This window comes from Kitasatospora sp. SC0581, from assembly GCF_048159585.1.
Lineage (GTDB): Bacteria > Actinomycetota > Actinomycetes > Streptomycetales > Streptomycetaceae > Kitasatospora.
This window is the reverse complement of record NZ_JBLRWA010000011.1, coordinates 174,135-199,430: the sequence shown is the minus strand read 5'-3', so window position 1 is coordinate 199,430 and position 25,296 is coordinate 174,135. Positions and strand designations below refer to the sequence as shown.

The following is a 25,296-nucleotide window of genomic DNA, read 5'->3' as shown; positions in this document are numbered from 1 at the left end:
CGCCATGCCCGAGTACCGCCGCATCCTGCTCGACGGCGCCGCCGTCCAGACCGTGCGCGAGGGCGACGACCTGGTGGCCGGCGACGGTCGGCGCGTCGCGGCCGAGGACGCCCACCACCTGCCGCCCGTCGTCCCCTCCAAGGTGATCGCCGTCCACCTCAACCACCGCAGCCGGGTGGAGGAGTTCCGGATCGGCCTGCCCGACAGCCCCACCTACTTCCACAAGCCGACCTCGGCGCTCAACTCCCACCGGGGCGCGGTCGTCCGCCCCGAGGGCTGCAAGTGGCTCAACTACGAGGGCGAGGTCGCCATCGTGATCGGCCGCACCGCGCGCAACGTCTCCCCGGCCGAGGCGGGGGAGTACATCGCCGGGTACACCGTGGCCAACGACTACGGCCTGCACGACTTCCGGGACACCGACGCCGGCTCCATGCTCCGGGTCAAGGGCTCCGACACCCTGTGCCCGCTCGGCCCCGGGCTGGTCACCGACTGGGACTTCCACGGCAAGCGGCTGCGGACCTACGTCAACGGCGAGGTCGTCCAGGACGGCTCCACCGACGAGATGACCTGGGACATGCACTACCTCGTCGCCGACATCGCCCGCACCATCACCCTGTACCCCGGCGACGTGCTGCTGTCCGGCACCCCGGCCAACTCCCGGCCGGTGGCGCCCGGGGACCTCGTCGAGGTCGAGGTGGAGGGCCTCGGCCGGCTCGCCAACCGCATCGTCACCGGGCCGACCCCGGTGCGCACCGACGTGGGGGCGCAGCCCACCGAGTCGGAGGAGGTGCTGTCCACCGCCCTGGGCGGGGACTGGGAGTTCCGCGGCATCCGGCCGCCGAAGCGCTGACCGGTGCGCGCCGGTAGGGTCGATCACATGACCGATCCCGTCAAGCCCACCACCGTCGAGCGCGGCCCCCGCAAGCGCGTGACGAACTACGGGACGGGACGGACGGCCCTGCTGGACGCCGCCGTGCGCGTGGTGGCCCGGGGCGGTCTGCGCAAGCTCACCTACCGGGCCGTCGCCCAGGAGGCCGGTGTCACCCACGGGCTCGTCGTGCACTACTTCGGTACGCGGGACGCGCTGATCGAGGAGGCGCTGACCCACGCCATCCGCTCCTCGCTGAGCGTCAGCGCGCTCGGCGTCGGCACCGGCCCCGCGGCCGACTTCGCCACCGGTCTCGTGGAGATGGTCGAGTCCGGTCCCGAGGTGCAGGCCTTCCAGTACGAGCTGCTGCTGGAGGCCCGCCGCCGGCCGGAGCTGCTGCCGCACCTGCGCGGCCTCTACGAGGAGTACTTCGAGGCCAGCCGGAGCGAGTTGGGCCGGATCCTGCCCGGCCCGGTGAGCCGTGGCATGTCCCGGCTGGTCTTCGCCGCGCTGGAGGGCCTGGTGCTGCACCAGCTGGTCTTCGGTGAGCGGGAGGCCACCGAGGAGGCGCTGGCGGAGCTCAGGGGCCTGCTGGCCGGGCTGGCCGAGGAGCCCGACGGGCGCTGACGCCGCGCCCTACCACCCCCCTTTTTTCCTGCTTCCCGACCCCTTGTCAAACGCATGGCGCCGCCCCACGATGAGGCAACTCGTTTGACCTGAAACGACCTTCTCCGGACTTTCCCCCACTTCGACCTGGCAGGTGATCCGTGTGGACAGTCGGACGACGTCCTCCGAACGGACCGAGCGGGACGCCCCCACCGCGGCCACGCTCAAACCCAACGCCCTGGGTGTCCTGGGCATCCTCTTCTTCGTCCTCTCCGGCCAGGCCCCGCTGACGGGCATCGCCGGCGCCGCCCCGATCTCGGTCGCCCTCGGCAACGGCTCCGGCACCCCCGCGGCCTACGTGGTGGCCGGGGCGGTGATCCTGCTCTTCTCCGTCGGGTTCATCGCCATGGGCCGGCACGTCGTGGACGCCGGAGCCTTCTACACGTACATCGGCACCGGCCTCGGCCGGGCCGCCGGCGCGGGCAGCGCGAGCGTCGCCCTGTTCGCCTACTGCGTCATCCAGGCGGCGATGTACGGCCTGTACGGCTCGATCGTCAGCGGGCTGGTCTCCGACCACACCCCGCTCCACCTCCCGTGGTGGGTCTACACCCTGGTCACCATGGCCGTGGTGCAGGCCCTCGGCGCCCTGGGCATCGAGATGGGCGCCCGGGTGCTGGCCGCGTTCGTCCTCGCCGAGTTCAGCATCCTGCTGGTCTTCGGCGTGGTCACCCTGGTCAAGGGCGGCGGGCCGGAAGGGCTCGGGGTGGCCGAGAGCTTCTCCCCGTCGGCCGCCCTCCAGGGCGCGCCGGGCGTCGCCGTGATGTTCGCCCTGGCCTCGATGTTCGGCTTCGAGGCCACCGCCATCTACGGCGAGGAGGCGAAGGAGCCCAAGAAGACCGTACCGAGGGCGACCTACCTCTCGGTGACCGTGGTCACCGTCTTCTTCGCCCTCACCTCGTGGATGCTGATCTCCGCGTACGGCGCCGCCAAGGCCCCCGCGGCGGCCGCCAAGGCGGTGGCCGCCGGGGACTCCGCCGGGTTCGTCTTCGCCCCCGTGGCCGACCTGTTCGGCGGCTGGATCGGCGGCGTCCTGCCGGTCCTGCTCGCCACCTCGCTGTTCGCCGGCGTCCTGACCTTCCACAACTCCGCCAGCCGGTACCTGTTCTGCCTCGGCCGGGACCGGCAGCTGCCCGCGCCGCTGTGCCGGCTGAACCGGCGGCACGCCCCGGCGGTCGCGGGCCGGGTGCAGACCGCCATCGCCGTCCTCCTGGTCGTGCCCTTCGCGCTGGCCGGCAAGGACCCGGTGCTCACCCTCTTCTCCTGGTTCAGCGGACTCGCCGTCCTGGCGATGATGCTGCTCTACCTGCTCACCTCGGTGTCCGTCGTGGTGTACTTCCGCCGCCGACGGGTCGACACCAGGCTGTGGAACACCGTGATCGCCCCCGTGCTGGGCGCACTCGGCATCGCCGGTGCCATCTGGCTCATCCTGGCCAACTTCACCACCCTGATCGGGGGCGAGGCGGGCACCGCGCTGTGGCTCGTCCTGTCCGTGCCGGTCGTCATGGCGCTCGGCGTGGCCAACCAGCGCATCCGGCGCCGACGCACCGGCTGACGCGCCCCCCGGTCGACGCTTTGCCCGGTCGATGCCTTCCCCGGCTGTTGCTTTCCCGGCTGACGCTTTCCCCGGCGCGCGCCCGCAGGCAGGGCGCGCGCCACCCACCCCGCACCCACGTGCTCCGGAGGACCCGATGACCCTCGCCACCCACGACGACTGGCTGCGCCGGGCCGAGGCGCTGGAACCGGCCGTCACGCACCTGATCGACGGCGCCGACGAACCCGGCGACGGCGCGTTCCCCGTGGTGTCGCCCCGCGACGGCCGGGTGCTGGCCGAGGCCGCCGACGCCGGCCCGGCCGAGGTCGACGCGGCCGTCGCCGCCGCCCGCCGCGCCTTCGACCACGGCCCCTGGCCGCGGCTCTCCCCGGCCGACCGCGGACGGATCCTGCTGCGGTTCGCCGACCTCCTGGAGGAGCGGCGGACCGAACTGGCGCTCACCATCAGTCTGGAGATGGGGAAACCGGTCACCGACGCCCACGACATCGAACTGCGGGCCGTCATCACCACCTTCCGCTGGTACGGCGGGCTCGCCGACAAGCTCACCGACGAGTCCCCGCACACCGCGCCCGACGCCCTCGCCCTCGTCACCCGGGAGCCCGCCGGGGTCGTCGGCGCGGTCGTCCCGTGGAACTTCCCGCTCACCCTGGCCGGCTGGAAGATCGCCCCGGCCCTGGCCGCCGGCTGCACGGTCGTCCTCAAGCCCTCGGAGCACTCCCCGCTGTCCGCCCTGCTGCTCGGACGGATCGGCCTCGCGGCCGGGCTGCCGCCGGGCGTGCTCAACGTCGTGGCCGGCGACGGACCGGTGGCCGGCCGCGCCCTCGGCCTCCACCCCGACGTGGACGTCCTCGCCTTCACCGGCTCCACCGCCGTCGGCCGCCACTTCCTGCGCTACTCCGCCGACTCCAACCTCAAGCGGGTCTGGCTGGAGCTGGGCGGCAAGTCGCCCAACATCGTCCTGCCCGACGCCCCCGACCTGGAGCGGGCCGCGGCCACCGCCGCCTGGGGCATCTTCTTCAACCAGGGCGAGATGTGCACCGCGCCCTCCCGGCTGCTGGTCCACCGCTCCGTCGCCGAGCAGGTCACCGAGGCCGTCGTGGCGCGCGCCCGCGCCCTGCGGGTGGGCGACCCCCTCGACCCGGCCACCGAGATGGGCGCCCTGGTCGGCGAGCACCACCTCGACCGGGTGCTCGGCCACGTCCGCACCGCCCTCGACGACGGCGCCCGCCTGCGCGCGGGCGGCGGGCGCACCCTGACCGGCACCGGCGGCTCCTACCTCGAACCGACCGTCTTCGACCGGGTCGCCCCCGACAGCCGGCTGGCCCGCGAGGAGGTCTTCGGCCCGGTGCTCTCCGTCCTCGCCTTCGACGACCTCGACGAGGCCGTCGCCCTCGCCAACGCCACCGAGTACGGCCTCGCGGCCGGCCTGTGGACCTCCGACCTGTCCACCGCCCACCGGGTCTCCCGCGCCCTCAGGGCCGGCACGGTCTGGGTCAACTGCTACGAGGAGGGCGACCTCACCGTGCCCTTCGGCGGCATGAAGCAGTCCGGCAACGGACGCGACAAGTCCGCCCACGCGCTGGAGAAGTACACCGAACTCAAGACCACCTGGATCCAGTTGTGACCCGTCGCCCGCCCACGGCCCGTCGCCCGCTGATCGCGGTGCCGGCCCGCTTCGCCGCCACCACCTCCGCGCTGCGGTACGCCGCGGAGGTCAACGCCCGCGCGCTGGTCGAGGCCGTCTGGCGGGCCGGCGGCGAGCCCGCCACCCTGCACCCGCACGCGCCCGGCGGCACCGCCGACCCCGAGGAGGTCGCCGCCCGGCTCTCCCGCTTCGACGCGCTGCTGCTCCCCGGCGGCGGCGACCTGGCACCCCACCGCTACGGCGCGCCCGACGCCCACGAGGCCGTCTACGACGTGGACGAGGAGCAGGACGCGTTCGACCTGGAACTCGCCCGGCGGGCCCTCGCGAGCGGACTGCCGCTGCTGGCCGTCTGCCGCGGACTCCAGGTGGTCAACACGGTGCTGGGCGGCACCCTGCACCAGGACATGGGCGGCCCCGGACGGGACCACCGCCACCTGCGGCACCCCGTCCCGCTCGCGCCCGGCTCCGCGCTGGCCCGGATCACCGGCGCCGGGGAGGTCCGGGTGTCCTGCTACCACCACCAGCACGTGGACCGCCTCGGGGAGGGCCTGGCCGTCACCGCCCGGGCCGCCGACGGGACCGTCGAGGCCGTCGAACTCCCCGACTACGAGGGCTGGTTCGCCGCCGTGCAGTGGCACCCCGAGGACACCGCCCACGAGGACCCGGCCCAGCAGCGCCTCTTCGACGCCCTGGTGCGGGCCGCCGACTGAGTCCTACCGGCGGGCGCGCCGGCCGCTGCGGCGCGGGGCGGGCTCCTCGCCGTTCAGCAGCGAGCGGCGCCGCTCCTCGCCCGACTCCTCGACCTGGAGCACCACGCGCCGCAGCCCGTCGGCGAGGCCGACGCACTCCGCGTCGCTCAGCCGGCCGGTGACGAAGGACTCCTCCTCGTTGAACGCGGGGAACACCTCGCGCATGAACTCCTCGCCCTCCTCGGTGAGCGCGAGCAGCACCAGCCGTCCGTCGGTGGGGTGGTCGGTGCGCCGCAGCAGCCCGCGCGACTCCAGCGTGCGGGACACCCCGGTCAGCGTCCCCTTGGAGATCCCCGCCTCCTCGGCGACGTGCCGGGTCTCGGACTCGCCCCAGACCCACACCACCCACAGCACCACGAAGGCGGTCCAGGTCAGGTCCGAGCCGCGCAGCACGGAGTTCTCCAGGTGCTGCCGGACGGCGGACGCGGCCCGGTAGATGTTGGCCACCGCGGCCATCCGCTCCCGGCGGATCGGAATGCCGCCGAGCTTCGCCTGGACGAGCCGCTCCGCCTCGTTGATGGACCGCTGGCTGGGCACCGGTGCTCCCTCGTCTCGCCGTCACCGCTTCGGACATGGCCTGCGCCGCCGGCACGGAGGTTTGGGCCCGTACCAGTGACTCAGGCATCTTAGATGGCCGGATCCGCCCACCCGCTGCGCGACCGCCCGGGCGGGGCGGCGGGGCGGGGCGGGGGTCAGGCGCGAGCGGCGGGGGCGGAGGCGTGGGCGAGGTCGTCCACGAGGGTGGGGGAGGGCTGGGGGATCTCGCCGTGGTCCTCGTCGTCGGTGGCGACGGGCAGCTGGTGGACGACGGCGGCCACGCGCGGTGGCAGGCGCAGGGTCAGGCCGTCGTGGCAGGCGGCGAGGGTGTCGGCCCACACGGCGGGGGGGAGCGGCCGGCCGGGCCAGGGCGCGGGCGGCGCGGCCGGGTTACGGGCTTCGGCGGCGAGCTGGTCGGCCTGGTTGCGCCAGTAGTCGGCGTCGCGGAACTCGCCGCGGGCGGCGTGCAGGAAGGAGAGGCAGCTGGCGGCGGTCGTGCTGCCGCCGCCGGCGGCGAACTGCAGCCAGAACTGGCAGCCGTCGTCGTGTCCGGCGAGGTGGAGCAGTGCGGCCAGGACGAGCGCGCCGCCGGGGTGGATGCGGCGCCGGTTGTTGGTGAGGGCCTCCAGGGAGTCGGCGGCCTCGGGCTGGGCGATGATCAGGGTCGCGGCGAGGTCGAGTTCATGGCGGGCCTGGAGGTGCTCGGCGCCCAGGGGGGCGCGGGCGCGGACGAGTCGGCGCAGGTCGGGACCGGACACGCCGTCGGGCAGCTCGACCGGTCCGTCGGGTCCGTCGCCGTTCCCGTCGTACCGGTCCCGGGGGGTGGCTGCCCGGCGGTCGTGTCCCCGTGTCACTGCATGTCCCCCATGGTGGTGTCGGTGCCGAGGAGGCGGCGGAGCTTGGCCAGGCCGTGGCTGGTGGTGGTGCGGGCGTTGGTCTCGGTGATGCCGAGGTAGGTGGCGATCGTCGGGTAGTCGATGTCCAGCATGTAGCGGAGCACGATCATGTCGTACTGGCGCTCCGGCAGCCGCAGGATCGCCTTGTAGAGCTCCTCGTAGTCGTTGTCGAGGTTCTCCAGGCTGACGCGGGCCAGGGCTTGGGCGCCTCGGATGGCGACGATCCAGTCCGGGACGACCGCGCTGGGCGGGGCCTGGCCGGCGCTCATCTCCCGGTCGGCGATGCACCGCTTGGCGATCATCCAGGCGTGGGCCTCGATGTCGGGCTGGCTCAGCGCGCCGAGCCAGTCCTGCCCCAGTTCCCGGCGGGTGCTGCGGACCGCCTGGTCGACGAGTTCCTGGTCGTGCAACCGGGCCCAGGCGACTCCGCGCCAGGTCTCTTCGCGGCTGTCGCAGAAAGCCTGGTAGGACAGCCGATGAGTGGGGCGCACGGCTGCCCACTCGTCGTCGCTGGTCAAATGATCCTCCTCGTCGCCCGTGCGGACGACGTTCGGCCGACCCGGGGGTCGGGAACGGTGGAGTCAGGTGGAGAACGGCCGTCCTCCGTACGGACATCCAATCGTCCTGAAAAGCCTGATGTGAAGGGGATCCCAAAAAGGTTTGTATGAACTGGCATGTGATGACTTGTCAGATGGTGATCAGTCACATGCGATCAGATATCGTCACGTTGAGCTGAACGATGGCCCGCGCAAGGGTTCGCCACGCTGCGCCACGGGTTGTGGCGCGCCGGCCTGCGGGCACGACATGACGCCGACGCAGGGGGACAACGCACCATGGCAGCAGAGCAGCACGACGACATCGCCACTCCGCCGGGCGCCGAGGTCAACCTCGCCATCCACCGCCCGCACTCGGCGCGGATCTACGACTACTTCCTCGACGGCACGACCAACTTCCCCGCCGACCGGGAGGCCGCCGGGCACGCCCTCGCGGTCTTCCCCCAGGCCCGGTCGGCGGCCCGCGCCAACCGGACGTTCATGCACCGCGCCACCCGCGCGCTCGCCCGCGGCGGCGTGACCCAGTTCCTCGACATCGGCACCGGCATCCCGACCTCGCCCAACCTCCACGAGATCGCCCAGGGCATCGAACCGCGGGCCAGGATCGTCTACGCGGACAACGACCCCATCGTCCTCACCCACGCCCAGGCGCTCCTGCGCAGCAGCCCCGAAGGGCGGACCGCCTACGTCCAGGCCGACGTCCGGGACCCCGACGCCCTCCTGGACGCGGTCCGCGCGACCGGTGTCCTCGACTTCACCCGGCCGATCGCCCTGAGCCTCGTCGCCCTGCTCCACTTCGTCCCCGAGGGCGCCCACGAGATCGCCGAGACGCTCGGGAACGCGCTGCCGACCCGCGGTTCCGCCCTGGTGATCAGCCACTTCACCCCCGACTACGCCCCCCAGGACGCGGCCCGCATCGAGCAGGTCTACCGCGACAACGGCAACCCGGTCCGCGCCCGGGCCGCCGACGAGTTCGCCCGGTTCTTCACCGGCTGGGACATCCTCGCCCCCGGCATCACCTCCACCCCCCGCTGGCGCCCCGAACCGGACGCCCCGCACGTCAGCGACGCCGAGGCGTCCTGCCTCGCCGCCGTGGCCATCCGCCCCTGACCGGCCCCCGGCACCAGTCTGGCAGTCCGCCGTCCGCGATGTGAAAGCCCGTCACGACGAATCGGCCCCGCTCACCGCGCGACCGCCCGTCGGGGAGGAGCGGTACGGCGGCGGTCCGGCCGCCGCCGTACCGCTCCGGTGTCCCTACGTCCCCGGGGCGACCGGGCTGATGGTGTCGCCGATGTCGCCCAGGAGGAGGGTCGCCCGGTCCTCCGGGTCCACCGAGTAGAACCTCTCGTCGAGGACGCCCGACAGGTGGCCGACGTGGAGCGTCAACGCGACCTCCCGCCGCTCCGCGTACCGGGCCAGCGCGAGCGCCCCCTCGGCGGTCGCGTGGCAGGTGAAGACGTCGACGGCGGCGCCCGGCCGGGCCGTCAGGTGCATCACCGCCATGAGGGTCACTCCGCTGGCCACGACGCCGTCGACGACCACCAGTCGGTCGCTCCGGGCGGGAAGCCGGTGGTCGACGCCGACGAGCAGGCCGCCGGCCGCGGGCATGCGCTTGGCCTGCGGCGTCCAGCCCTGGTGGCGGGGCAGCACACCGAGCAGTTCGGCCAGGATCCGCCCCTCGCGTTCCGGCGCGACGACGACCGCCCCCGGGACGGACGCGGCGTCCGCCACCCGGACGGGCAGCATGCCGTAGATGTCGAGCAGGGCGCGGAGGTAGCGGCGGCGGTGCGCCGCCTGCTGCTCGGGGAGGTTGGCGACCGCCGTGACCACCGCCATCCGCTCGACCACGCCGGGGTGCTGGTCGGAGGCGACCCGTACGCTGCCAGGCAGTTCGCCCGGGGCGTGCAGGGACTCCAGCACCTGGGGTTCGAACCGCAGCAGGTGGGCGAAGCGGGTGCCGTGGTTCCGCTCGTACGTCTCCACCGTGCGCCGGGCGTCGGGGAGGAGAGCGTCTCTTCGGACGGTACGGGGCACTGGTGACCGGCCTCCTCGGATCGGCTTCCGCTAGTGGTTGTCGAGGCTCGGGACGAACGCCACCGGGAGCGAGTCGAACCCCCAGAGGAGGTTCGAGCGCAGGCGACGGACCGGCCCGATGACCTCCACCGTCCGGACCCGCCGGGTGAGTTCCTGGAACAGCACGGTCAGTTCGAGCCTGGCGAGCGCCGCGCCGATGCAGTAGTGGTTGCCCACGATGAAACCCAGGTGGCGGTTGGGGGAGCGCTCGATGTCGAAGCGCTCCGGGTCGGCGAAGACCTCCTCGTCGCGGTTGGCCGACGGCAGCCAGGCCACGACGTGGTCGCCGGCGCGGACGGGCCGCCCGCCGAGTTCCACGTCCTCCCTGGCCGTGCGGAGGGAGTGCATGACCGGGGACGTGTAGCGGATGATCTCCTGGATCGCGGAGGGCATCAGGCCGGGGTCCGCCCGGAGCATCCGCCACTGCTCCGGGTCGCGGGCGAGGGCCAGCAGCCCGCCCACGGTGGCGTGCCGGGTCGTCTCGTTCCCGCCGGATATCAGGGCGTCGCAGTTGTAGAAGACCTCCTGTTCGGTCAGCGGCACCCCGTCGATCGCGCCGCACACCAGGGCGCTCAGGAGGTCGTCCCGCGGTTGCTTCCTCCGCTCCTCGGCCAGTTCCTGGAAGTAGCAGAGGATCTCGGTGTGGGCCTGGACCTTCCTGGCCTCCTCCGCCGCGTCGAGCGCGGTGGAGCTCCAGGCGAAGCGGGTCCGGTCGACCATGAACTCCCAGTCGGCCTCCGGGACCCCCATCAGGTCGCAGATGACCGAGACCGGCAGCGTCTGTGCGACGCGGGTGAACTCGCAGCCGCCCTCGGCCACCGCCTCCTCGATGGCGCGCGCGGCCGTCCGCCGCATGGTGGCTTCGAGCCGGTCGACCGTCCTGGGCGTGAACGCCGAGCTGACGACCTTGCGGATCCTGTCGTGCCGGGGAGGGTCGGTGACGTTGAGCATCCGGCCCGCCGCCGCGGCCAGCACCCGCGGGTCGGAGTCCAGCCGCATGCCGTTCTCGGAGCTGAACACCCGGGGGTCCGTCAGCACGTCCGTGCACAGGCGGTGCGTCATGACCGCCCAGAAGAACTCGCCGTTGGCCCGCTCGTTCCGGTACACCGGCTGCTCGGCGCGCAGCCGCGCCCACACCGGCTCCGGATCCGAGGTCTGGTAGAGCAGCGGATCCGACAGGTCGATGGTCATCGATGGCTCCGGATGTCGGTGGAGGTGGGGTGTGAACGGTCGGCGGGAGCGCGGTCAGAGCAGGGCGTCCGACACGGCCGCGGCGAGCCCCTCGATGGTCGGGGACTCGAACAGCACGCGGACCGGAAGGCTGACGTTCAGCCGCGCGCGGATCCGGGTGATCAGGCCGGCGGCGAGCAGGGAGTGGCCGCCGAGCTGGAAGAAGTCGGCGTCCACGCTGATGTCGCGCCGGTCGAGGAGCTCCTCCCAGATGGCCGCCAGCGCGGCCTCGACCGGTGTGCGCGGAGCGGTGTACGCGGCGCCGGCGTCGGCGGAGCCGGTGTCCGCGGCGGAGGTGAGGGCGGCGCGGTCGATCTTCCCGTGCGGTGTCAGGGGCAGCTCCGCGAGGAAGCGGACGCCGGGGGGAACCATGTACCACGGCAGTCTCCGGCGGAGGAAGCCGATCAACTCCCGCTCTGTCAGGGCCATGTGCGCGTTCACGACCGCGTGAAGGCCCAGGGCCGGGTTGTCCGGGTCGCTGTCGTCCAGCACCACGGCGCACGCCCGGACGGCGGGGTGTTCGCCGGCCACCGCCTCGATCTCGCCCGGCTCGACCCGGTAGCCGCGGATCTTCACCTGGTGGTCCCGGCGGCCGACGAACTCGATGCAGCCGTCGGCGTCCGACCGTGCCAGGTCCCCGGTGCGGTAGAGGCGGCCTCCCGGCGCTCCCGGGAACGGGTCCGCCACGAAGCGCTCCGCGGTCAGGGCCGGCGCGTCGAGGTAGCCGATGGCCAGGCCCGCGCCGCCCAGGTACAGCTCGCCCACCGTGCCCGCCGGGACGGGGGCCAGGGACTCGTCGAGGATGTGGCACCGCACGTTCGCGACGGGGTGGCCGATGGGGACGGAGGAGAAACGGTCCGGGCTCCAGTCGGCCCCCGGTTCGAAGACGGTCGAGGTGATGGTCGCCTCGGTCGGGCCGTAGACGTTGCACCAGCGGATCCGCTCGCCGACCCGTTCCCGCCAGGTCAGCAGGGCCTGGCGCGATGCCTGCTCGCCCGCCACGACCAGCAGACGGAGCGACGACTCCTCGGCCAGCCGGACCAGGCAGTCCTCCTCGCGCACCCAGCCGTGCCAGAAGGCGGTGGGGACACTGAGGAAGGTGGTCCCGGTGTCGATCACCTGCCGGGTGAGGGCGCGGTACGTCTGCCGGAGCGGGTCGCCGTCGAGGACCAGGGCGGCGCCGTGCAGGAGCGGCGGGAAGATCTCCTCGGCGGCGGCGTCGAAGCCGAGGGGCCGGCACTGCAGGACCCGGTCGCCCGGCCCGAACCGGAAGTGACGGTTCACCGCGGAGCTGTGGTTCGCGAGCGAGCGGTGACCGACCAGGACGCCTTTGGGCCTGCCGGTGGAGCCGGAACTGTAGATGACGTAGGCGGGGTCCGCTCCGCAGTCGGCTGAAGTGGAGCCGGCCGGTGGTTCGGTGGGCAGCGTGTCGAGGTGGGTCCGGACGTCGTCGAGGTCGACGATCCCGCCCCGGTAGTCGGCGAAGAGCGGGGTGAGGCCCTTCCGCGTCAGCAGGGTGGTGGCGCCGCTGTGCTCCAGGACGTACCGCAACCGCTCGACGGGGTAGTCGGGGTCGAGCGGGACGTAGGCGGCGCCGGCCCGGAGGACGCCGAACAGCGCGCTGATCAGGTGCGGCCCCCGCTCCAGGCAGATCCCGACGCGGTCCCCCGCGCCGGTCCCGCGGGCGAGCAGGAACCGGGCGAGCTGGTGGGACCTGTCGAGGAGCCGGCGGTAGGAGATCCGCCGGCCCTGCCAGAGCAGGGCCGGCGCCTCCGGTGTGCGCGCCACCTGTTCGGCGAACAGCCGGTGGAGGCGCGCCCCGGCGTCGGCCTGTGCTCCGGCGTCGGCCCGTGCTCCGTCGAGGTCGTGCGGGGAACCGCTCACGGCGCTACGGCCGTTCCGTTGCTGCCCGGACGATGTCGATCATCAGCCGGGTGTCCAGGAGCGCCTCGTGCGCGTTGGTGAGGGGCTGCGCTCCCGGCGCGCCGACGCACTCGTGGAAGTGCGCGAGCTGGGCCTTGAACGCCTCCTCGTAGGACCCCGTGACGGTCTCCTCCACAGCCGCCCCCCTGCCGACGCCCGGCCCCGCCGGTGCCTCGTCGCGCCAGATCCGTACGGTCGACGGCGCGTTGGGCAGGAAGGGGTTGGAGATGTCCAGCATCACCGTGCGGTCCTCGCCCCAGACGGTGAGGCTCTCCTCGAACCGGCGGACCGAGGTGGACGAGCCCTGGAAGACGCACTGGAACCCGTCGGAGTACAGGAGCGAGGCGGTGAGCGTCGTGCCGTCCGGCGAGCAGTGCGCCTTGATGGAGGCCGGCGGCGCGGGGAAGGCGGCCCGGTAGACGTTCACGTCGTGGCTCCACACCCCGAACATGTCCATGTACGCCTCCAGCGCTTCGGGCGAGGCGGCGCCGAACTCCCGGGCGACCCGGCCGCGCCGCTCGTCCGGCCCCGCCGCCCCGTCGGGATCGCCGGAGCGGGTGATCCGGGACAGCTCGGGGATGATCCAGTTCCCGTACTCGGGGCCCACCACGATGTGGATCCTCGCCATGACGGGCCGGGTGATCCGCGCGATCTCCTCCAGGCCCCGCCGGACGCCGCTGTCGTACCGCTTCATGTAGCCCACCATGACCTTGGAGCCGGTGCGGTCGGCGGCGGCGATCACCTCCTCGGTCTCCGCGATCGTGTGGCCGAGGGGCTTCTCGGTGAACACGTGCTTGCCGTGCTCCAGGGCGGTGAGCACCGGTTCCCGGTGGTCGGTGGTGAGGACGAGGACCGCGTCCAGTTCGGGTGTCTTCGCCAGCATGTCCTCGACGGCCGCGTAGGCGTTCGGGACGTGGAAGCGCTCGGCCACCGACCGGGCCAGGTCGTAGGACCGGTCGCAGAGCGCCACGATGTCGAAGCGGTCGCGCAGCGCCGCCAGATACGGGAGGTGCACCAGCTGCGCGATCATCCCGCAGCCCACGACCCCCACACGGACACGTACCATATCGGCCTCCTCAGAAACGGGCTGGTCCTGGTGCCGGTGGCTGTCGTCGGAGCACGTGCCCCAGGACGTCGACGACCCCCTCCAGGTCGGCCGCCGGCGAGACGTACCAGGCCGCGTCCCGTACGTGCCGGGGCACGGCGGGGTCCGCCACGAACGCGCACCTGACGCCCGGCACCCCGGGGACCCAGTCGGCGGGCGAGTTCCCGACGAGGAGGGTGCTCCTCGGGTCGCGCGCGGCCAGTCCGGCCAGGGCCACGCGCTTTCCGGACTCCGTGCGCGGATAGGGGTGGATCCCGGCGTACGAGCCGCCCGGACCGAGTTCGACGGAGACGGCGACGCGGCTCCCGGTGCTCCAGCCGGTCAGCCGGTGCCGTACGTCGTGGATGAAGTCCGGGGGCCCGAAGACGCTGGCGGACGCCAGGCGGTTCGCCCCGAAGGCCCAGGTGCGGCCGGTCGGCGGCCGGCCCCCGAACTCGGGGGCCACCGCGTCGCCGACCCGGGTCAGTCCGTGGGCGGCGGCCGCCTCCGCCACCTCGGTGCGAAGGCTCCGCAGCGCCGGGAACGGGGTGGTGACGCGCACGGTCCCGTCGACCGCGACCACATTGCCGTTCTCGGCGATCACCGGGAACCCGGGCGCCGTGCCCAGGCCGATCCGGGTGCCGAACTCCCGCAGTTGCCGGAGCGGCGAGTCCGAGCAGAGGCCCACGGCGACGCCCGCGGAGGTCAGGTGCCGCACCAGCCGCCGGAAGCGCTGCAGGGCGAGGGCGTCCGGAGGGCCGCTGGGGACGGAGGGCACCAGGGTGCCGTTGACGTCGAGGAGCACCACGGCGAAGGGCTCGTGGCCGGGCCCGGTCACCGGGCGGCCGATCCGGCCGGCACGTCCGTGCCCCGCTCCTCGACCTCCGCGATCAGTTCGGACCAACTCTCCATCCCTGCCTGGAGTTTGCGCAGGACGGACCGGACCGGCTCGCCTGGCTCCGCCATCCCCAGCGACAACAGCGGCCGGCCCACGTCGGGTCGCAGGTCGGCCACCCGGAGGGTGCGCCGCAGCAGGTGGTCGACGCGGGCGACGAAGCGCGCGTTGGCCTCCAGCATGAGGACGGCGAACTCCCGGTCGGCCCCGGCGGGGCTGCCGAGCCGGGCCGAGGTCCGGACGAAGGGGAGCCAGTACGGTGTGCGGCCCCACGTTCCGTCCGGCAGCCGGACGACGAGCCCCGAGAGGCCGAGCAGGAAGTTCCTCGGGTCGAGCAGTTCCAGGGCGGGCCCGTCCGGCCCGGCGGGGGCGGTCCGGTAGTGGAGCACGGGGTCGACGGCGGCGCCCAGGATGGGGGAATGTGCCGAACCGCCCAGCCGGATACCGGGGATGACGTGCCGGACCCGCCGTCCCGTGTCCTGGAACAGGCGGATGACGGCGGCGACGGTCCCGCCGGTGGCGATGTCGTCCTCGATGAGGGTGTAGCCCCGCCCGGCCGGGTCCGGTGGCAGCGAGGCGATCTGGTCGCGGATGGGGGCGGCGCCGGGCCGCGGCACCAGCCCGACCTGCCGACGGCCGCCGAGCAGGAAGCCCCGGGACACCCGCAGCGGCCGGACCGCCCGGTCGAGGAGCGGATCGAGGCTCACCGGCGGCCCGCCGGTGACCCGGCGGCGGACCGCCAGTTCGAGCCGGTGCGCGTCGACCAGGTGGAACCGGAGGCCGCCCGGCCGTGGCACTACCGTGCGCAGCGCGTCCCTCAGGTCCCGCTGGAAGGCGCGGTAGGCCTCTGCGACGGCGGGAGCCGAGCCGCCCGGCGACACGGTGCCGCACCCGGCCGGTGCGCGGCCCAGGGTCCGTACGCAGTAGGAGGTGTCGTCGCGCATGACGATGGTGAACGCGCCCGTGGCGGGGGCCTCGATGCGGGTCGTGACGTCGGAGCCCGGGTCGGGGCTCACGAGGTGGTGGTCGGGGTGTACGACGTGGTGGCCGGGGACGGCGCGGATCACCGCGGGCTCCGCTCGCGGCCCAGGACGTACCTGCCGCGGGCGACCTCCCGTTCCCCGTCGAGCACCACCTCCAGCGGCATGGGGTGGCAGTGGAACAGGGCCAGCCCCGCGTGCAGGCCGTAGGCGCCGACGTTCGGCACCGTCAGCAGGTCTCCGACGGCCACGTCCGGAAGGCGCGCGTCCCTGGTCCAGACGTCCAGCGGGTGGCAGAGCGGACCGGCGACGATGGTCCCGTCGGGGACGGCGGACGCGTGGGGATCGTCACCGCACTGGAAGCGCGGCTCGATCCGGTCCTCCTTGCGGAGCCCCGACATCCCGCCCAGGTGGTTGACGCCGGTGTCCAGGACGACGACGCGCCGCCCCTGCGAGCGCTTGACGTCCAGCACCCTGGTCAGCAGCCGGCCGCAGCCCGCCGTCAGGTAGCGGCCCGACTCGAAGACGACCCGCCGCTCCCCCTCCCGCCAGCCGGGGAGCCCTTCCCCGAGCAGGGTGTCGAGCCGGCTCCTGAGCGCGTCGAACCGCGGCAGTTCGCCGGGGACGGCGTACGGTGCGCCGAAGCCTCCGCCGAGGTCGATCACGGGGAGCCGGCGGTCGAGCGCCGTCTCGATCCGCCGCACGACGTCGAGCCCGTAGCGGAACACCGCGAGCAGCGCGTCCACCCGGGTCAGGTTGCTGCCCATGTAGAGGTGCAGGCCGGCCAGTTCCGCGTGCTCCCGGTCCGCGAAGAGCTCGGGCCGCTCCAGCACCCAGGCCAGGTCGGCGCCGAACTGGGAGGGGCCGCCGGTCATCGCGAGACCGGCCCCGGCCGGGGGGACGGGCGGGTTGACCCGCAGCAGCGCGCGCACCCGCGTGCCCGCGGCGCGGCCCAGCCGGTCGAGCTGGTCCAGGGCGTGCGGGGAGTCGACGGAGAACTGCCGGACGCCCGCCGCGAGGGCCCCGGCCACGTCCTCGTCGCGTTTGCCGGGGCCGGTGTAGAGCGCCCCGTCGGCCGGGAAGCCGGCCTGGAGGGCGGCGCGCAGTTCGCCGGGCGAGCTGACCTCGGCGTGGCAGCCGAGCGCCGCCAGCCGGCCGAGGACGGCGGGGTGCGGGTTGGCCTTGAGGGAGTAGAGCAGGGTGGCCGGGCCGGGCAGTGAGCCCACCAGCCGGCGGTGGGCGTCGCTCACGGCGGCCAGGTCGTAGAGGTAGGCCGGTGTCTCCCACCGGGTTTCCGGTAACGCCGTTCTCGTCGTCGTTTCCCCGACCTCGACGTCCATAGAACCGAGGGCTCCTCATGAGTCGTGCGGGCGCACCTTCTGACGGGCTTCAGGAGACCCCGCCGGGCCGGGGAGGACAAGGCCCCCTGGAGCCCGGTGGCTGCTTTCGGTCATGTCATGCCACTTCCGGGTGACGGGGTTCCGGTTTCCCGGGCCGGTCGGCGGACGCCGGGAGACGGCTGGTCAGGCGTCGGTCCGGCGGGTCGGCGGATCCGTCTCCCGGGGCGGCGCGCCGTGCGCGGGTGGGCTCAACTCAGGTTGGCTCATTACGAGTTGGGGTGATGGTGGTCCGTTGCTGTCCGTTGGGCGCGCCTCTAGAGTCTCGGCATCGGCCGTGGTCTGACGACGTTCGATACCCGCAGATTCTCGGTCACGCGAAACACGCCACCAGCAGCGGCTCACGGGACAGATCGGGGTACGCACATGCAGGAGCACATCGAGCAGGTCGGTACCAAACTCGTCTACTCCGACGACCGCGTCAGGGTGTGGGTCCTGGAGCTGGACCCGGGGGAGGAGACGATCATCCACCAGCACCCCTGCGACTACGTCTACGTCGCCACGGAGAGCGGCCGGGCGGAGACCGTGCACAAGGACGGCACCGGCTACGTCGGGGAGGACAAGCTCGGCGAGGCCGTCTACCACGAGGCCGGACAGCCGCACCTGCTGCGGAACATCGGGGACGGCCACTACTCGAACATCATCGTCGAGTTGCTGGCCACCACCAGGTGAGGCTGCCCCATGTCGGCTGTCGCGGCGTACGAGGCGCTCGTCGAGGCGGGTGTGGAGATCGTCTACGCGGTGCCCGACTCGCTCCTGGCACCGCTGTGCCGGGAGGCGTCGGCACGGCGTGAGATCCGGTACGTACAGGTCAACGACGAGGCCACGGCGGTCGGCCTGGCGGCCGGCGCCCGACTGGCCGGCGCCCGTCCGCTGGTCGTGATGGAGAACTCGGGGCTGCGCCGGGCCTGCGAGACCCTGGCCCGCCTGACCATGAGCCACCGGCTGCACACCGCGCTGCTGATGTCCCGGCGCGGGGCCTTCGGCGAACCGAACTGGTGGGGAATTCCGCACGAGGAGACGATGCACCGGCACACGGCGATGCTCTCCCTGGTGACCGCGGACGTCCATTCCTGCGCGGAGTTGGCGGAATGCCTCCGCAAGGCCTATGCCACGCTCGACACCGGGCAGCGGAGCGTGGCACTCGTGGCGAACGCCGGGATGACGGCGGAACTGAGGGGTGCGCCATAGAAACCGCCGAATTCCTCGAAGCCCTGTACGCCAGGCTCCCCGCGGACTCGGTGTCCGTCGCACCGCTCGGTCGGACGAGCGAGGTGATGTACGCGCTCCGTCCCGCCGACACCCTCTTCACCGACACCATGGGCGACGTCACCGCGATCTCCCTGGGAATGGCCATGGCGGCGGCCCCGCTGTCCGTGGTCGGCATCGACACCGACGGCGGTTTCCTGATGAACCTGTCCGTACTCACCGCACTGGGCGACCAGTTGCCGAGGCTCGGCAACTACACACTGGCCGTCATCGACAACCACCTGTACGAGTCCGGCGGCGGGCTGCCCAGTCGTGGGACGGCCCTGGACTGGAGCGCGCTCTTCGGCGCCGTCGGACTGAAGTCGGTCCTCGTCGAAGCGCCGCACCAACTGCCGGAGGTGCTGCCGCTGTCCGGCACGGTGCTGATCGCCTCCGTGCACAACCCGGCACCCGCACCGGACGCGCTGAAGACGGTCGACGGCGTCGAGTCCTCGTACCAGGTGGAGCGGGTGCTGGCCGAACGCACCGGGCGAACGCCGAGGCGGCCCGCGCTCAAACCGTGACCCTACCCGTGGAGTTGGTGGATCATCCGGTGAAGTACCTCCTGCACAGCGACGACGCGGCCTGCTACGGCCTGGATCCCGCCGGCTCCCCGACCCGGGTCCTCGTCTGCTCGACCGCGGCCTCGCGCACCCTCCTCACCGACCCGGCCGTCTCGGGCCACCGGTACCGTTCGCTGCTCGGCACCGCGGTGTCGACCGCGCTCGACCTGGTGGCGGAGGCCGATCCGGCGGTGGCCAGAGCCCTGGCGACCGAGGCGACGACGGTCGTCACCATCCTGCGCGGGGGCCTCAGTTTCGGCGTCGACAGCGCGCTGTCGCACCGCTTCGGCTCCCCCGAGGCGGTGAGCTTCGTCGGAACCGACCGGGGAGCCGCCCACCCGCTCGACATCTCGTACGAGCGCTGGGAGTTCGCCGGGCGGCAGCTGCTGGTGCTCGGGGACATCATCGGCACCGGGGCGACGGTGGAGAAGGTGCTCCGGGCCGCCCGGCAGGCGGCGCACGGCCGCGGCGCGGAGATCGCGGGCTACCTGGTGCTGACCGTCGGATCCCGGCAGGGCGTGCGGCGCCTGCGGGACTACTTCGCCGAACTGGCCCACCGGGGCGAGCGGTTCAGCGCCGTCATCGTGGCCCTGGAGGCACTGTTCGAGCTGCCCGACCGCACCCGGCTCGGGCAGGCCTTCCCCCAACTGCCCTTCGACTTCCTGCGGTCCCCCCGCTGGTCGACCCCGGACTTCGAACTGCACCGGCTGGGCCACCGGGACAGCCTCTTCGAGAAGTGCGCCGTCTACGACGGCGGCGTGCGCGCCTTCACGCCCGGCGAGCACCGGCGGTTCCGGGCGGACTGGTGGACGGAGGTGCGACGGCGGGGGAGCGCCGCCGGGCTCTCGCTGGCCGACCTGGGCCGGAGCACCGCCGGACTCGACCGGTACGCCCGCCCCCTGGACGACTGGCTGGAGGGGATCGGCTGGGCGGCGCCGGAGAACGTCCGGCACCTCGGCGTCGACCACGCCGAACTCCACGCGCTGGGACGCCGGGCCCACGAGTACGCGGCGACGGCCTCCCTCGACGCCTACGCCGACGCGCGCCTGGCACCCGGGGAGCCGCCGCGCTGAGCACCGCCGACGGTCTTCAACCTCCCACCCCACCAGAAGACTTCGCCGGAGCCCCGGCGAGGCCGGCGGCGGAGTCCGCCGGACGGACCGAGAACGGAGACCACATGACGATCGCCGAGTGGCTACGGGACAACGTCACCACGGACAAGCGGGCCCTGGACTGGTACACCGAGCCCGAGTGCGAGCCCCGCATCGTCCGCGCGTACCGGGAGCTGCTGAGCGGCTACGAGACCGACACCTCCAAGATCCTCAAGACGACCGTCCTGGTCGAGGGCGACCACCAGGGCGTCGTCCGGGTGCACGACATCAACTACTACTCGATCTGCGCCCACCACTTCCTGCCCTTCTACGGCAAGGTCGACATCACCTACGTCCCCGGGAACCGGATCCTGGGGCTCGGCAAGTTCCCGCGCCTGGTCCAGGCCTTCAGCAAGCGGTTCCAGATCCAGGAGCACCTGGTGAAGGACATCGCCGAGGAGATCATGGCCTCGGGCGGGGCCCGCGCCGTCCGCGTGGAGTCGAGCGGCCGGCACATGTGCATGTGCAGCCGCGGCCCGTCCGACCAGACCGTCATCACCGACACGACGTACGTGACCGGTGACGTCGAACTGCTGACGGCCTACGGCCCGCAGCACTGACGCGTCGTGTGATGGGAGGGTGCCGACTCCTCCTCCCCTCTCATCACACGACCGGCCGGTGCCGGCCCGCCCGTCAGCCCGTCCACTTCCCTGGAGAGCGAACCATGCGCAAGAACGGTGTCGCGCGCCGCGAGAGCACCGGGTCACCGTGGCCGGCCATCGTGACCACCTGGCTCTCCGGGGTCTTCGCCGCCTTCGGGCTGGGCGCGCTCTCCCCGCTCGGGTCCGAGATCCGAGGGGACCTGCACCTCTCCCTCGGCCAGTTCGCCTGGGCGACCTCCAGCATCACCGCGGTGAGCGCCGTCCTCGGCGTCCCCGCCGGGTGGTGGATCAGCCGGCTCGACGCCCGGAAGGCGGTGGCCGGCGGGCTCGTCCTCACCACCCTGTCCGTGGCGGCGACGGCCTTCGCGGGCAGCTGGTCGCCGCTGCTGGCGGCGCGCACCGCGCAGGGCTTCGGCTACCTCCTGGTCTTCGTGGGCGGGCCGATCATGCTGACCCGGCTGGCCGAGGGGCGGGCGCAGGCCACGGCGCTGGCGCTGTGGGGCACCTGCGTCCCCACCGGACTCGCCCTGGCCACCGCCCTGGGGGGAGCGGTCAGCGGCGCGATCGGCTGGCGCGGCTGGATGGGCGCGACCGCGCTCCTCCCGCTCGTGCTGGCGGTCGCGGTCGGCGCCACCCGCCCCGCCGCCGCCCGCGCGCCGACGGCGGACCCGGCCGCCGAGGGCACCGGAGCGCCGCCCCCGCGGACCGGCTGGATCCCCCCGGTGCTCTTCGCGCTGAGCTTCGCCTGCGTCTGCCTGGCCGGGGTCGCGATCGTCGTGCTGCTGCCCACGTTCCTGACGGAGGAACGCGGCGCGTCCACGGCCACCGCCGGCGTCGTCGCCGCGGTGGTCTCCCTCGGCAGCGTGCTCGGCAGCGCGCTCAGCGGGCTGCTGCTGCGCCGGGGCGTCGGGCTGCTCGCGATGACTCCGGTGCTGGCCCTGCTGCCCGTCTCGGCGCTCCTGGTCTTCGCGCCGCGCCTCCCCGTGGTGGCCGTGATGGTCCTGGCCTGCGTCGGCCTGGTGGTCGACGGGGTGATGATCTCCGCGATGTTCGCGGCGGTGCCGCGGATCGCCGGCAGCCCCCGGCGCGCCGACGTCACCAACGGGCTGGTCGCCCAGCTCGGCAGCCTCGGCACGCTGGTCGGGCCGCCGGCCTTCAGCCTGGCCGTGGACGGCGCCGGATGGGCCGGTGCCGGGCTGGCCGCGCTGGCCTTCACGGTGGTCGGCGTCGCGCTGCTCCTGGCGGTCTCCCTGCCCGCGCCGCGCGGTCCCGCCCGACCCCGGTCACGCGACGGGCAGGCGGAGGCGGCCGGAGACCGGGCGGCGGTACCGTACGGAGGACCCGGCGGAAGGGATCTCACGTCATGACGTCCGGAACGCGTGCGGGCCGCGGGCCCCGCGTCGTCCTCTTCGACCTGGACGACACCCTGGTGGTGACCGCGGAGGTCAAGTGGGCCCACCACAAGGCGGTCGCCCGGCGGTTCTACGGGATCGACCTGACGGACGCCGAGCTGGCGCTGCACTGGGGCAAGCCCTTCGACGCGATGATCCGCGCCCTCTACCGCGACAGCGACACCCTGGAACGGATGCGCGAGGCGAACCTCTCGCTGGAGGAGGAGTTCCTCAAACGGCCCCTCCCCGGCGCCGTCGAGGTCGTCCACGAGCTCTGGCGCCGGAGCGTCGGCGTCGGCGTCGTCACGTCCACCAACCGCCTCTCGGCCCTCCGGGACGTCGAACGGATCGGCGTGCGGACGGACCGGCTCGTCCTGCTCCAGGGAGCGGACGACAGCCCCCACCACAAGCCGGACCCCCGGGTGTTCGACGCCGCGCTGGCGACGCTGAGCGGAAGGGGGGTCGGCGTGGACGACGTCTGGTACGTGGGCGACGCCCTCATCGACCTCGCGGCGGCCACCGGGGCCGGGCTGCGCTTCGTCGGCGTCGCCACCGGCTTCCACACGCGCGAGGACTTCGAACGGGCCGGTGCCGAGCACGTCCTCGACGACGTACGGCAGTTGCCCGACCTGCTGCCCTGACCGGGGCGGCGCACCCCGCCCGCCGGCGTCCGTGGGCGCCCGTGGGCGTCCACCGGCGCGGAAGGCCAGGATGAACATCGAGACGCTACGCCCGGCCCCGGACACCTACGCGGAGTACTGCGTGCTCTGCCGGGGCGGCCCCGTCGCCTGGACCACGGCCGGGGGCAGGCGGGAGGTCCGCTGCGGCAACTGCGGTGGGCGCAGCGCCCGGGCCATCGTCATCGACCCCGGCATCTCCTGGTGGTCCGCCGAGGACGGCGAGTACTGGCACGAGACCGCGGCGGTCTTCGTCCGCGATCCGGCGGACAGGTTCCTGCTCTTCCAACGCGTCGCGTTCCCCTACGCGTTGACGGTCCCGGCCGGCCATGTGGACCGGGACGAGGACCCGGCCGACGCCGCGGCCCGCGAACTGCGCGAGGAGGTCGGCCTGACCGCCGGCGACCGGCTCCGGTTCGTCGCCACGTTCCCGATCCCGGGCGACTCCTGCCGGCGCGGATCCGACGCCCACGTCTGGCACGTGTACCTGCTGACGGTGCCGGACGGGGGCCGCGTCACCGTCAACGAGGAGGGCGAGGCGCCCCGTTGGCTCACGCTGGACGAAGCGCTGGCGGCCGACCTGACCCACGCCGTGCGGCAGGTCGTCACCACCTGTACGGAGCAACTGCTGGACGGCTGAGGGCCGGTGGGGGCGGTATCCTCGGGGACCGGCCGGAGCAACCGGTCGGAGCAACAGGAGGACTGGTCCATGGCGGCGCTCATCGACAAGGTGGCGTGGATCCACCTGGAGAACGGCCTGGTGCTGAGCACGCGTTCCCACGGCAAGGACGCCTACTACCTGCCCGGGGGGAAGCGCGAGCCGGGGGAGAGCGACCTCGACACGCTGTGCCGGGAGATCGAGGAGGAGCTGTCCGTCGCCGTCGTACGGGACTCGGCCGCCCTGCTGGGCGTCTTCGAGGCCCAGGCCCACGGGCACGGCCAGGGCGTGGTCGTCCGCATGACCTGCTACACCGCCGCGTACGAGGGGGTGCTCGCGCCGGCCAGTGAGATCGCCGAGCTGGTGTGGCTCACCCACGCCGACCGGCACCGGACGTCCCCCGTGGACCGGATCATCTTCGACCGGCTGCGGGCCGACGGGCTGCTGCGCTGACCTACGTTCTTTCCAACGCCTCCTCCAGGAGGCCGAGTTGGTCGCCCAGTGCGTCCCCCAGCCCGTCCAGCGGGGCGAGCAGGGAGCGGTCCCCCACCAGGCCCAGGTTCAACCGGCCGCCCGCCGAGCGGGCCGCGATGAACAGGCCGACCCCGTGGCAGACGCTGCCCAGCGGGTGGACCGTCTCCAACGGGCAGCCGGCGAAGTACATCCGCTGCGCGGAGCCGGGGATGTTCGACACCACGACGTTGTACGGGGGGCGGGTCGCGCCGCCCAGGCCCAGCACGTTCTGCGCGACGAACGGCCAGGTGAACAGGGCCCCGTAGAGCCCGGTGGAGCCCTTCGGCAGCTCGCCCAGCTCCCGCTTGGCCAGCGCGCTGGACCGGGCCACGGCGCGCAGCCGCTCCAGCGGGTCGGCCACGTCGGTGCCGAGGCTCATGACCGTCATGGCGAAGGAGTTGGCGGTGGACGCGTCGCCCGCCTCCCTCGTCGAGACGGGGGTGCCCGCGGTCAGGGACCGCGCCGGAAGCGCCCCGGCCGCGGCCAGGCACTGCCGGAGGGCGCCCCCGCACACCGCCAGCAGGACGTCGTTGACGGTCGTGCCGCCGTCCTTCGCCACCGCCCGGAACCGGTCGAACTCGTAGCTGCGGGTGATCACTTGGCGCTGCCGACCGACGGCGGCGTTGAGCGGGGAGCGCGGGACCAGGAACGGCACCGCGCGGGTGCGGTCGGCCCTGGCCCGCACGCCCCGCGCCATGGTCCTGGCGGCCCGGCCGAGGCCAAGCGCGGTGGCCGCGAGCCCGCGGGCCGTCGGTCCTTCCGCCCCGGTGCTGTGGTCGGCGGGGGCGGCGATGCTCCACAGCGGGCGCAGCCCCTCGTCCCGCGGATCGGTGGTGAGCATGCGCCGCAGGCGCTGTTGGACGCCGAGCCCGTCCGTGAGCGCGTGGTGCACCTTGACGTACAGGGCGAACCGGCCGTCCGCCAGGCCCTCGATCAGATGGCACTCCCACAGCGGCCGCGTGGTGTCGAGCGGCCGGGAGTGCAACCGGGAGACCAGGTCGGTCAGTTCGCGCTCGCCGCCGGGCGCGGGCAGCGCGGAGCGGCGCAGGTGGTACGACCGGTCGACGTCCTGGCCGGCGAGCACCTCCCAGGTGCCGTCGAAGGCCCCCCAGCGTGCGTGGCGCGGCCGGAAGGTGAAGGGGGCCGCGACGGGCGCGGCGACGAGCCGCTCGAACAGGCGCTGTACGTAGGGCCCGGGCTCGGCACCGGCGGGCGGCCCGAAGGTGGCCAGGAGCGCCACGTGCTGGGGAGTGGTGGCGGACTCCAAGGCGAGAAAGACCCGGTCGGGCATCCTGATCCTGGCCACAGCACCCCTCCTGTCCGCGTCCGGTCACCAGTCTGGTGGTGGCGGCACCGCCGGACAAGAGCGCACCGTCGGACAGGGACGCGCGGCCGAATCGGCACCTGTCCGCGGGCCGACGACCCGACGCTCCGGGAACGCACC

General features: G+C 73.4%; 26 protein-coding genes. 15 read left to right on the top strand and 11 right to left on the bottom strand.

The genetic code is table 11. The features are described 5' to 3' along the window. The first annotated feature begins 4 nt into the window (after window positions 1–4). The 5 genes from ACLWS4_RS19675 to ACLWS4_RS19655 all read left to right on the top strand — a co-directional run bounded on the left by ACLWS4_RS19675 (window position 5) and on the right by ACLWS4_RS19655 (window position 5,441). Entirely contained in the window at window positions 5–850 is an 846-nt protein-coding gene (locus ACLWS4_RS19675) for a fumarylacetoacetate hydrolase family protein (RefSeq protein WP_117486939.1), read from the top strand. Between the two features lie 27 nt (window positions 851–877). Then, entirely contained in the window at window positions 878–1,495 is a 618-nt protein-coding gene (locus ACLWS4_RS19670; protein ID WP_049650720.1) for a TetR/AcrR family transcriptional regulator, read from the top strand. Between the two features lie 142 nt (window positions 1,496–1,637). After that, window positions 1,638–3,086, top strand: coding sequence for an APC family permease (locus ACLWS4_RS19665; RefSeq protein WP_049650721.1), 1,449 nt, complete (start codon window positions 1,638–1,640; stop codon window positions 3,084–3,086). Window positions 3,087–3,222: 136 nt separating this feature from the next. Beyond that, window positions 3,223–4,710: an aldehyde dehydrogenase gene (locus ACLWS4_RS19660; protein ID WP_388046975.1), complete on the top strand. Its 1,488-nt coding sequence runs from the start codon at window positions 3,223–3,225 to the stop codon at window positions 4,708–4,710. Next, on the top strand, window positions 4,707–5,441 hold the full coding sequence (locus ACLWS4_RS19655; protein ID WP_388046977.1) for a gamma-glutamyl-gamma-aminobutyrate hydrolase family protein: 735 nt from the start codon (window positions 4,707–4,709) through the stop codon (window positions 5,439–5,441). The genes ACLWS4_RS19660 and ACLWS4_RS19655 overlap by 4 nt, the downstream gene beginning before the upstream one ends. 3 nt (window positions 5,442–5,444) lie before the next feature. Here ACLWS4_RS19655 and ACLWS4_RS19650 read toward each other — a convergent pair whose 3' ends face one another. The 3 genes from ACLWS4_RS19650 to ACLWS4_RS19640 form a co-directional block, all read right to left on the bottom strand. Further along, window positions 5,445–6,017 carry a MarR family winged helix-turn-helix transcriptional regulator gene (locus tag ACLWS4_RS19650; RefSeq protein ID WP_375877031.1) on the bottom strand — a complete coding sequence of 191 codons (573 nt, stop codon included), beginning with the start codon at window positions 6,015–6,017 and terminating at the stop codon, window positions 5,445–5,447. 155 nt (window positions 6,018–6,172) lie between these two features. Continuing rightward, window positions 6,173–6,871, bottom strand: coding sequence for a hypothetical protein (locus ACLWS4_RS19645; RefSeq protein ID WP_241853123.1), 699 nt, complete (start codon window positions 6,869–6,871; stop codon window positions 6,173–6,175). Next, window positions 6,868–7,431, bottom strand: a complete 564-nt coding sequence (locus ACLWS4_RS19640; RefSeq protein WP_147409059.1) for an RNA polymerase sigma factor — start codon at window positions 7,429–7,431, stop codon at window positions 6,868–6,870. Before ACLWS4_RS19640 ends, ACLWS4_RS19645 begins: the two co-directional genes overlap by 4 nt. Window positions 7,432–7,746: 315 nt before the next feature. Here ACLWS4_RS19640 and ACLWS4_RS19635 point away from each other — a divergent pair, with 315 nt between their 5' ends. Next, the gene (locus tag ACLWS4_RS19635; RefSeq protein WP_117486936.1) at window positions 7,747–8,577 is read left to right on the top strand and encodes an SAM-dependent methyltransferase; all 831 of its coding nucleotides are present in this window, start codon (window positions 7,747–7,749) and stop codon (window positions 8,575–8,577) included. 144 nt (window positions 8,578–8,721) lie between these two features. On the opposite strand, the gene ACLWS4_RS19630 is transcribed toward ACLWS4_RS19635, so the two are convergent. From ACLWS4_RS19630 to ACLWS4_RS19600, 7 genes are read right to left on the bottom strand one after another with little or no spacing between them, the layout of a single operon-like run. Then, on the bottom strand, window positions 8,722–9,501 hold the full coding sequence (locus ACLWS4_RS19630; RefSeq protein WP_416874782.1) for a hypothetical protein: 780 nt from the start codon (window positions 9,499–9,501) through the stop codon (window positions 8,722–8,724). 30 nt (window positions 9,502–9,531) lie between these two features. Next, on the bottom strand, window positions 9,532–10,731 hold the full coding sequence (locus tag ACLWS4_RS19625; protein ID WP_416874781.1) for a cytochrome P450: 1,200 nt from the start codon (window positions 10,729–10,731) through the stop codon (window positions 9,532–9,534). 54 nt (window positions 10,732–10,785) lie between these two features. Next, complete coding sequence (locus ACLWS4_RS19620; RefSeq protein ID WP_416874780.1) at window positions 10,786–12,654, bottom strand: non-ribosomal peptide synthetase; 1,869 nt, start codon at window positions 12,652–12,654, stop codon at window positions 10,786–10,788. Between the two features lie 4 nt (window positions 12,655–12,658). Then, window positions 12,659–13,759: a Gfo/Idh/MocA family protein gene (locus ACLWS4_RS19615; protein ID WP_380739526.1), complete on the bottom strand. Its 1,101-nt coding sequence runs from the start codon at window positions 13,757–13,759 to the stop codon at window positions 12,659–12,661. A 10-nt stretch (window positions 13,760–13,769) separates the two neighbouring features. Next, window positions 13,770–14,615 (bottom strand): hypothetical protein, encoded by an 846-nt coding sequence (locus tag ACLWS4_RS19610; RefSeq protein ID WP_416874779.1) that lies wholly within the window; start codon window positions 14,613–14,615, stop codon window positions 13,770–13,772. Then, window positions 14,612–15,739, bottom strand: coding sequence for a hypothetical protein (locus tag ACLWS4_RS19605; RefSeq protein ID WP_416874778.1), 1,128 nt, complete (start codon window positions 15,737–15,739; stop codon window positions 14,612–14,614). The genes ACLWS4_RS19610 and ACLWS4_RS19605 overlap by 4 nt, the downstream gene beginning before the upstream one ends. Continuing rightward, on the bottom strand, window positions 15,736–16,902 hold the full coding sequence (locus tag ACLWS4_RS19600) for a type III PLP-dependent enzyme (protein WP_416874777.1): 1,167 nt from the start codon (window positions 16,900–16,902) through the stop codon (window positions 15,736–15,738). Before ACLWS4_RS19600 ends, ACLWS4_RS19605 begins: the two co-directional genes overlap by 4 nt. Before the next feature lie 513 nt (window positions 16,903–17,415). Here ACLWS4_RS19600 and ACLWS4_RS19595 point away from each other — a divergent pair. The 9 genes from ACLWS4_RS19595 to ACLWS4_RS19555 all read left to right on the top strand — a co-directional run bounded on the left by ACLWS4_RS19595 (window position 17,416) and on the right by ACLWS4_RS19555 (window position 23,792). Continuing rightward, window positions 17,416–17,721, top strand: a complete 306-nt coding sequence (locus ACLWS4_RS19595; RefSeq protein WP_416874776.1) for a hypothetical protein — start codon at window positions 17,416–17,418, stop codon at window positions 17,719–17,721. 9 nt (window positions 17,722–17,730) lie between these two features. Beyond that, entirely contained in the window at window positions 17,731–18,240 is a 510-nt protein-coding gene (locus tag ACLWS4_RS19590; RefSeq protein WP_074005222.1) for a thiamine pyrophosphate-binding protein, read from the top strand. A 50-nt stretch (window positions 18,241–18,290) separates the two neighbouring features. After that, window positions 18,291–18,821 (top strand): thiamine pyrophosphate-dependent enzyme, encoded by a 531-nt coding sequence (locus ACLWS4_RS19585; protein WP_416874775.1) that lies wholly within the window; start codon window positions 18,291–18,293, stop codon window positions 18,819–18,821. A gap of 29 nt (window positions 18,822–18,850) precedes the next feature. Beyond that, window positions 18,851–19,933: a phosphoribosyltransferase gene (locus ACLWS4_RS19580; protein WP_416874774.1), complete on the top strand. Its 1,083-nt coding sequence runs from the start codon at window positions 18,851–18,853 to the stop codon at window positions 19,931–19,933. Between the two features lie 104 nt (window positions 19,934–20,037). After that, complete coding sequence (gene folE, locus ACLWS4_RS19575) at window positions 20,038–20,571, top strand: GTP cyclohydrolase I (RefSeq protein ID WP_049650735.1); 534 nt, start codon at window positions 20,038–20,040, stop codon at window positions 20,569–20,571. Window positions 20,572–20,675: 104 nt separating this feature from the next. Beyond that, window positions 20,676–21,980 (top strand): MFS transporter, encoded by a 1,305-nt coding sequence (locus tag ACLWS4_RS19570; protein WP_416874773.1) that lies wholly within the window; start codon window positions 20,676–20,678, stop codon window positions 21,978–21,980. Then, complete coding sequence (locus tag ACLWS4_RS19565) at window positions 21,977–22,645, top strand: HAD family hydrolase (RefSeq protein ID WP_049655842.1); 669 nt, start codon at window positions 21,977–21,979, stop codon at window positions 22,643–22,645. Before ACLWS4_RS19570 ends, ACLWS4_RS19565 begins: the two co-directional genes overlap by 4 nt. A 70-nt stretch (window positions 22,646–22,715) precedes the next feature. After that, window positions 22,716–23,321: an NUDIX hydrolase gene (locus ACLWS4_RS19560; protein WP_380739511.1), complete on the top strand. Its 606-nt coding sequence runs from the start codon at window positions 22,716–22,718 to the stop codon at window positions 23,319–23,321. Between the two features lie 69 nt (window positions 23,322–23,390). Further along, window positions 23,391–23,792 (top strand): NUDIX hydrolase, encoded by a 402-nt coding sequence (locus ACLWS4_RS19555; protein WP_117486925.1) that lies wholly within the window; start codon window positions 23,391–23,393, stop codon window positions 23,790–23,792. Between the two features lies 1 nt (window position 23,793). On the opposite strand, the gene ACLWS4_RS19550 is transcribed toward ACLWS4_RS19555, so the two are convergent. Next, window positions 23,794–25,158, bottom strand: coding sequence for a wax ester/triacylglycerol synthase family O-acyltransferase (locus ACLWS4_RS19550; protein ID WP_416874772.1), 1,365 nt, complete (start codon window positions 25,156–25,158; stop codon window positions 23,794–23,796). Between the last annotated feature and the right edge of the window lie 138 nt (window positions 25,159–25,296).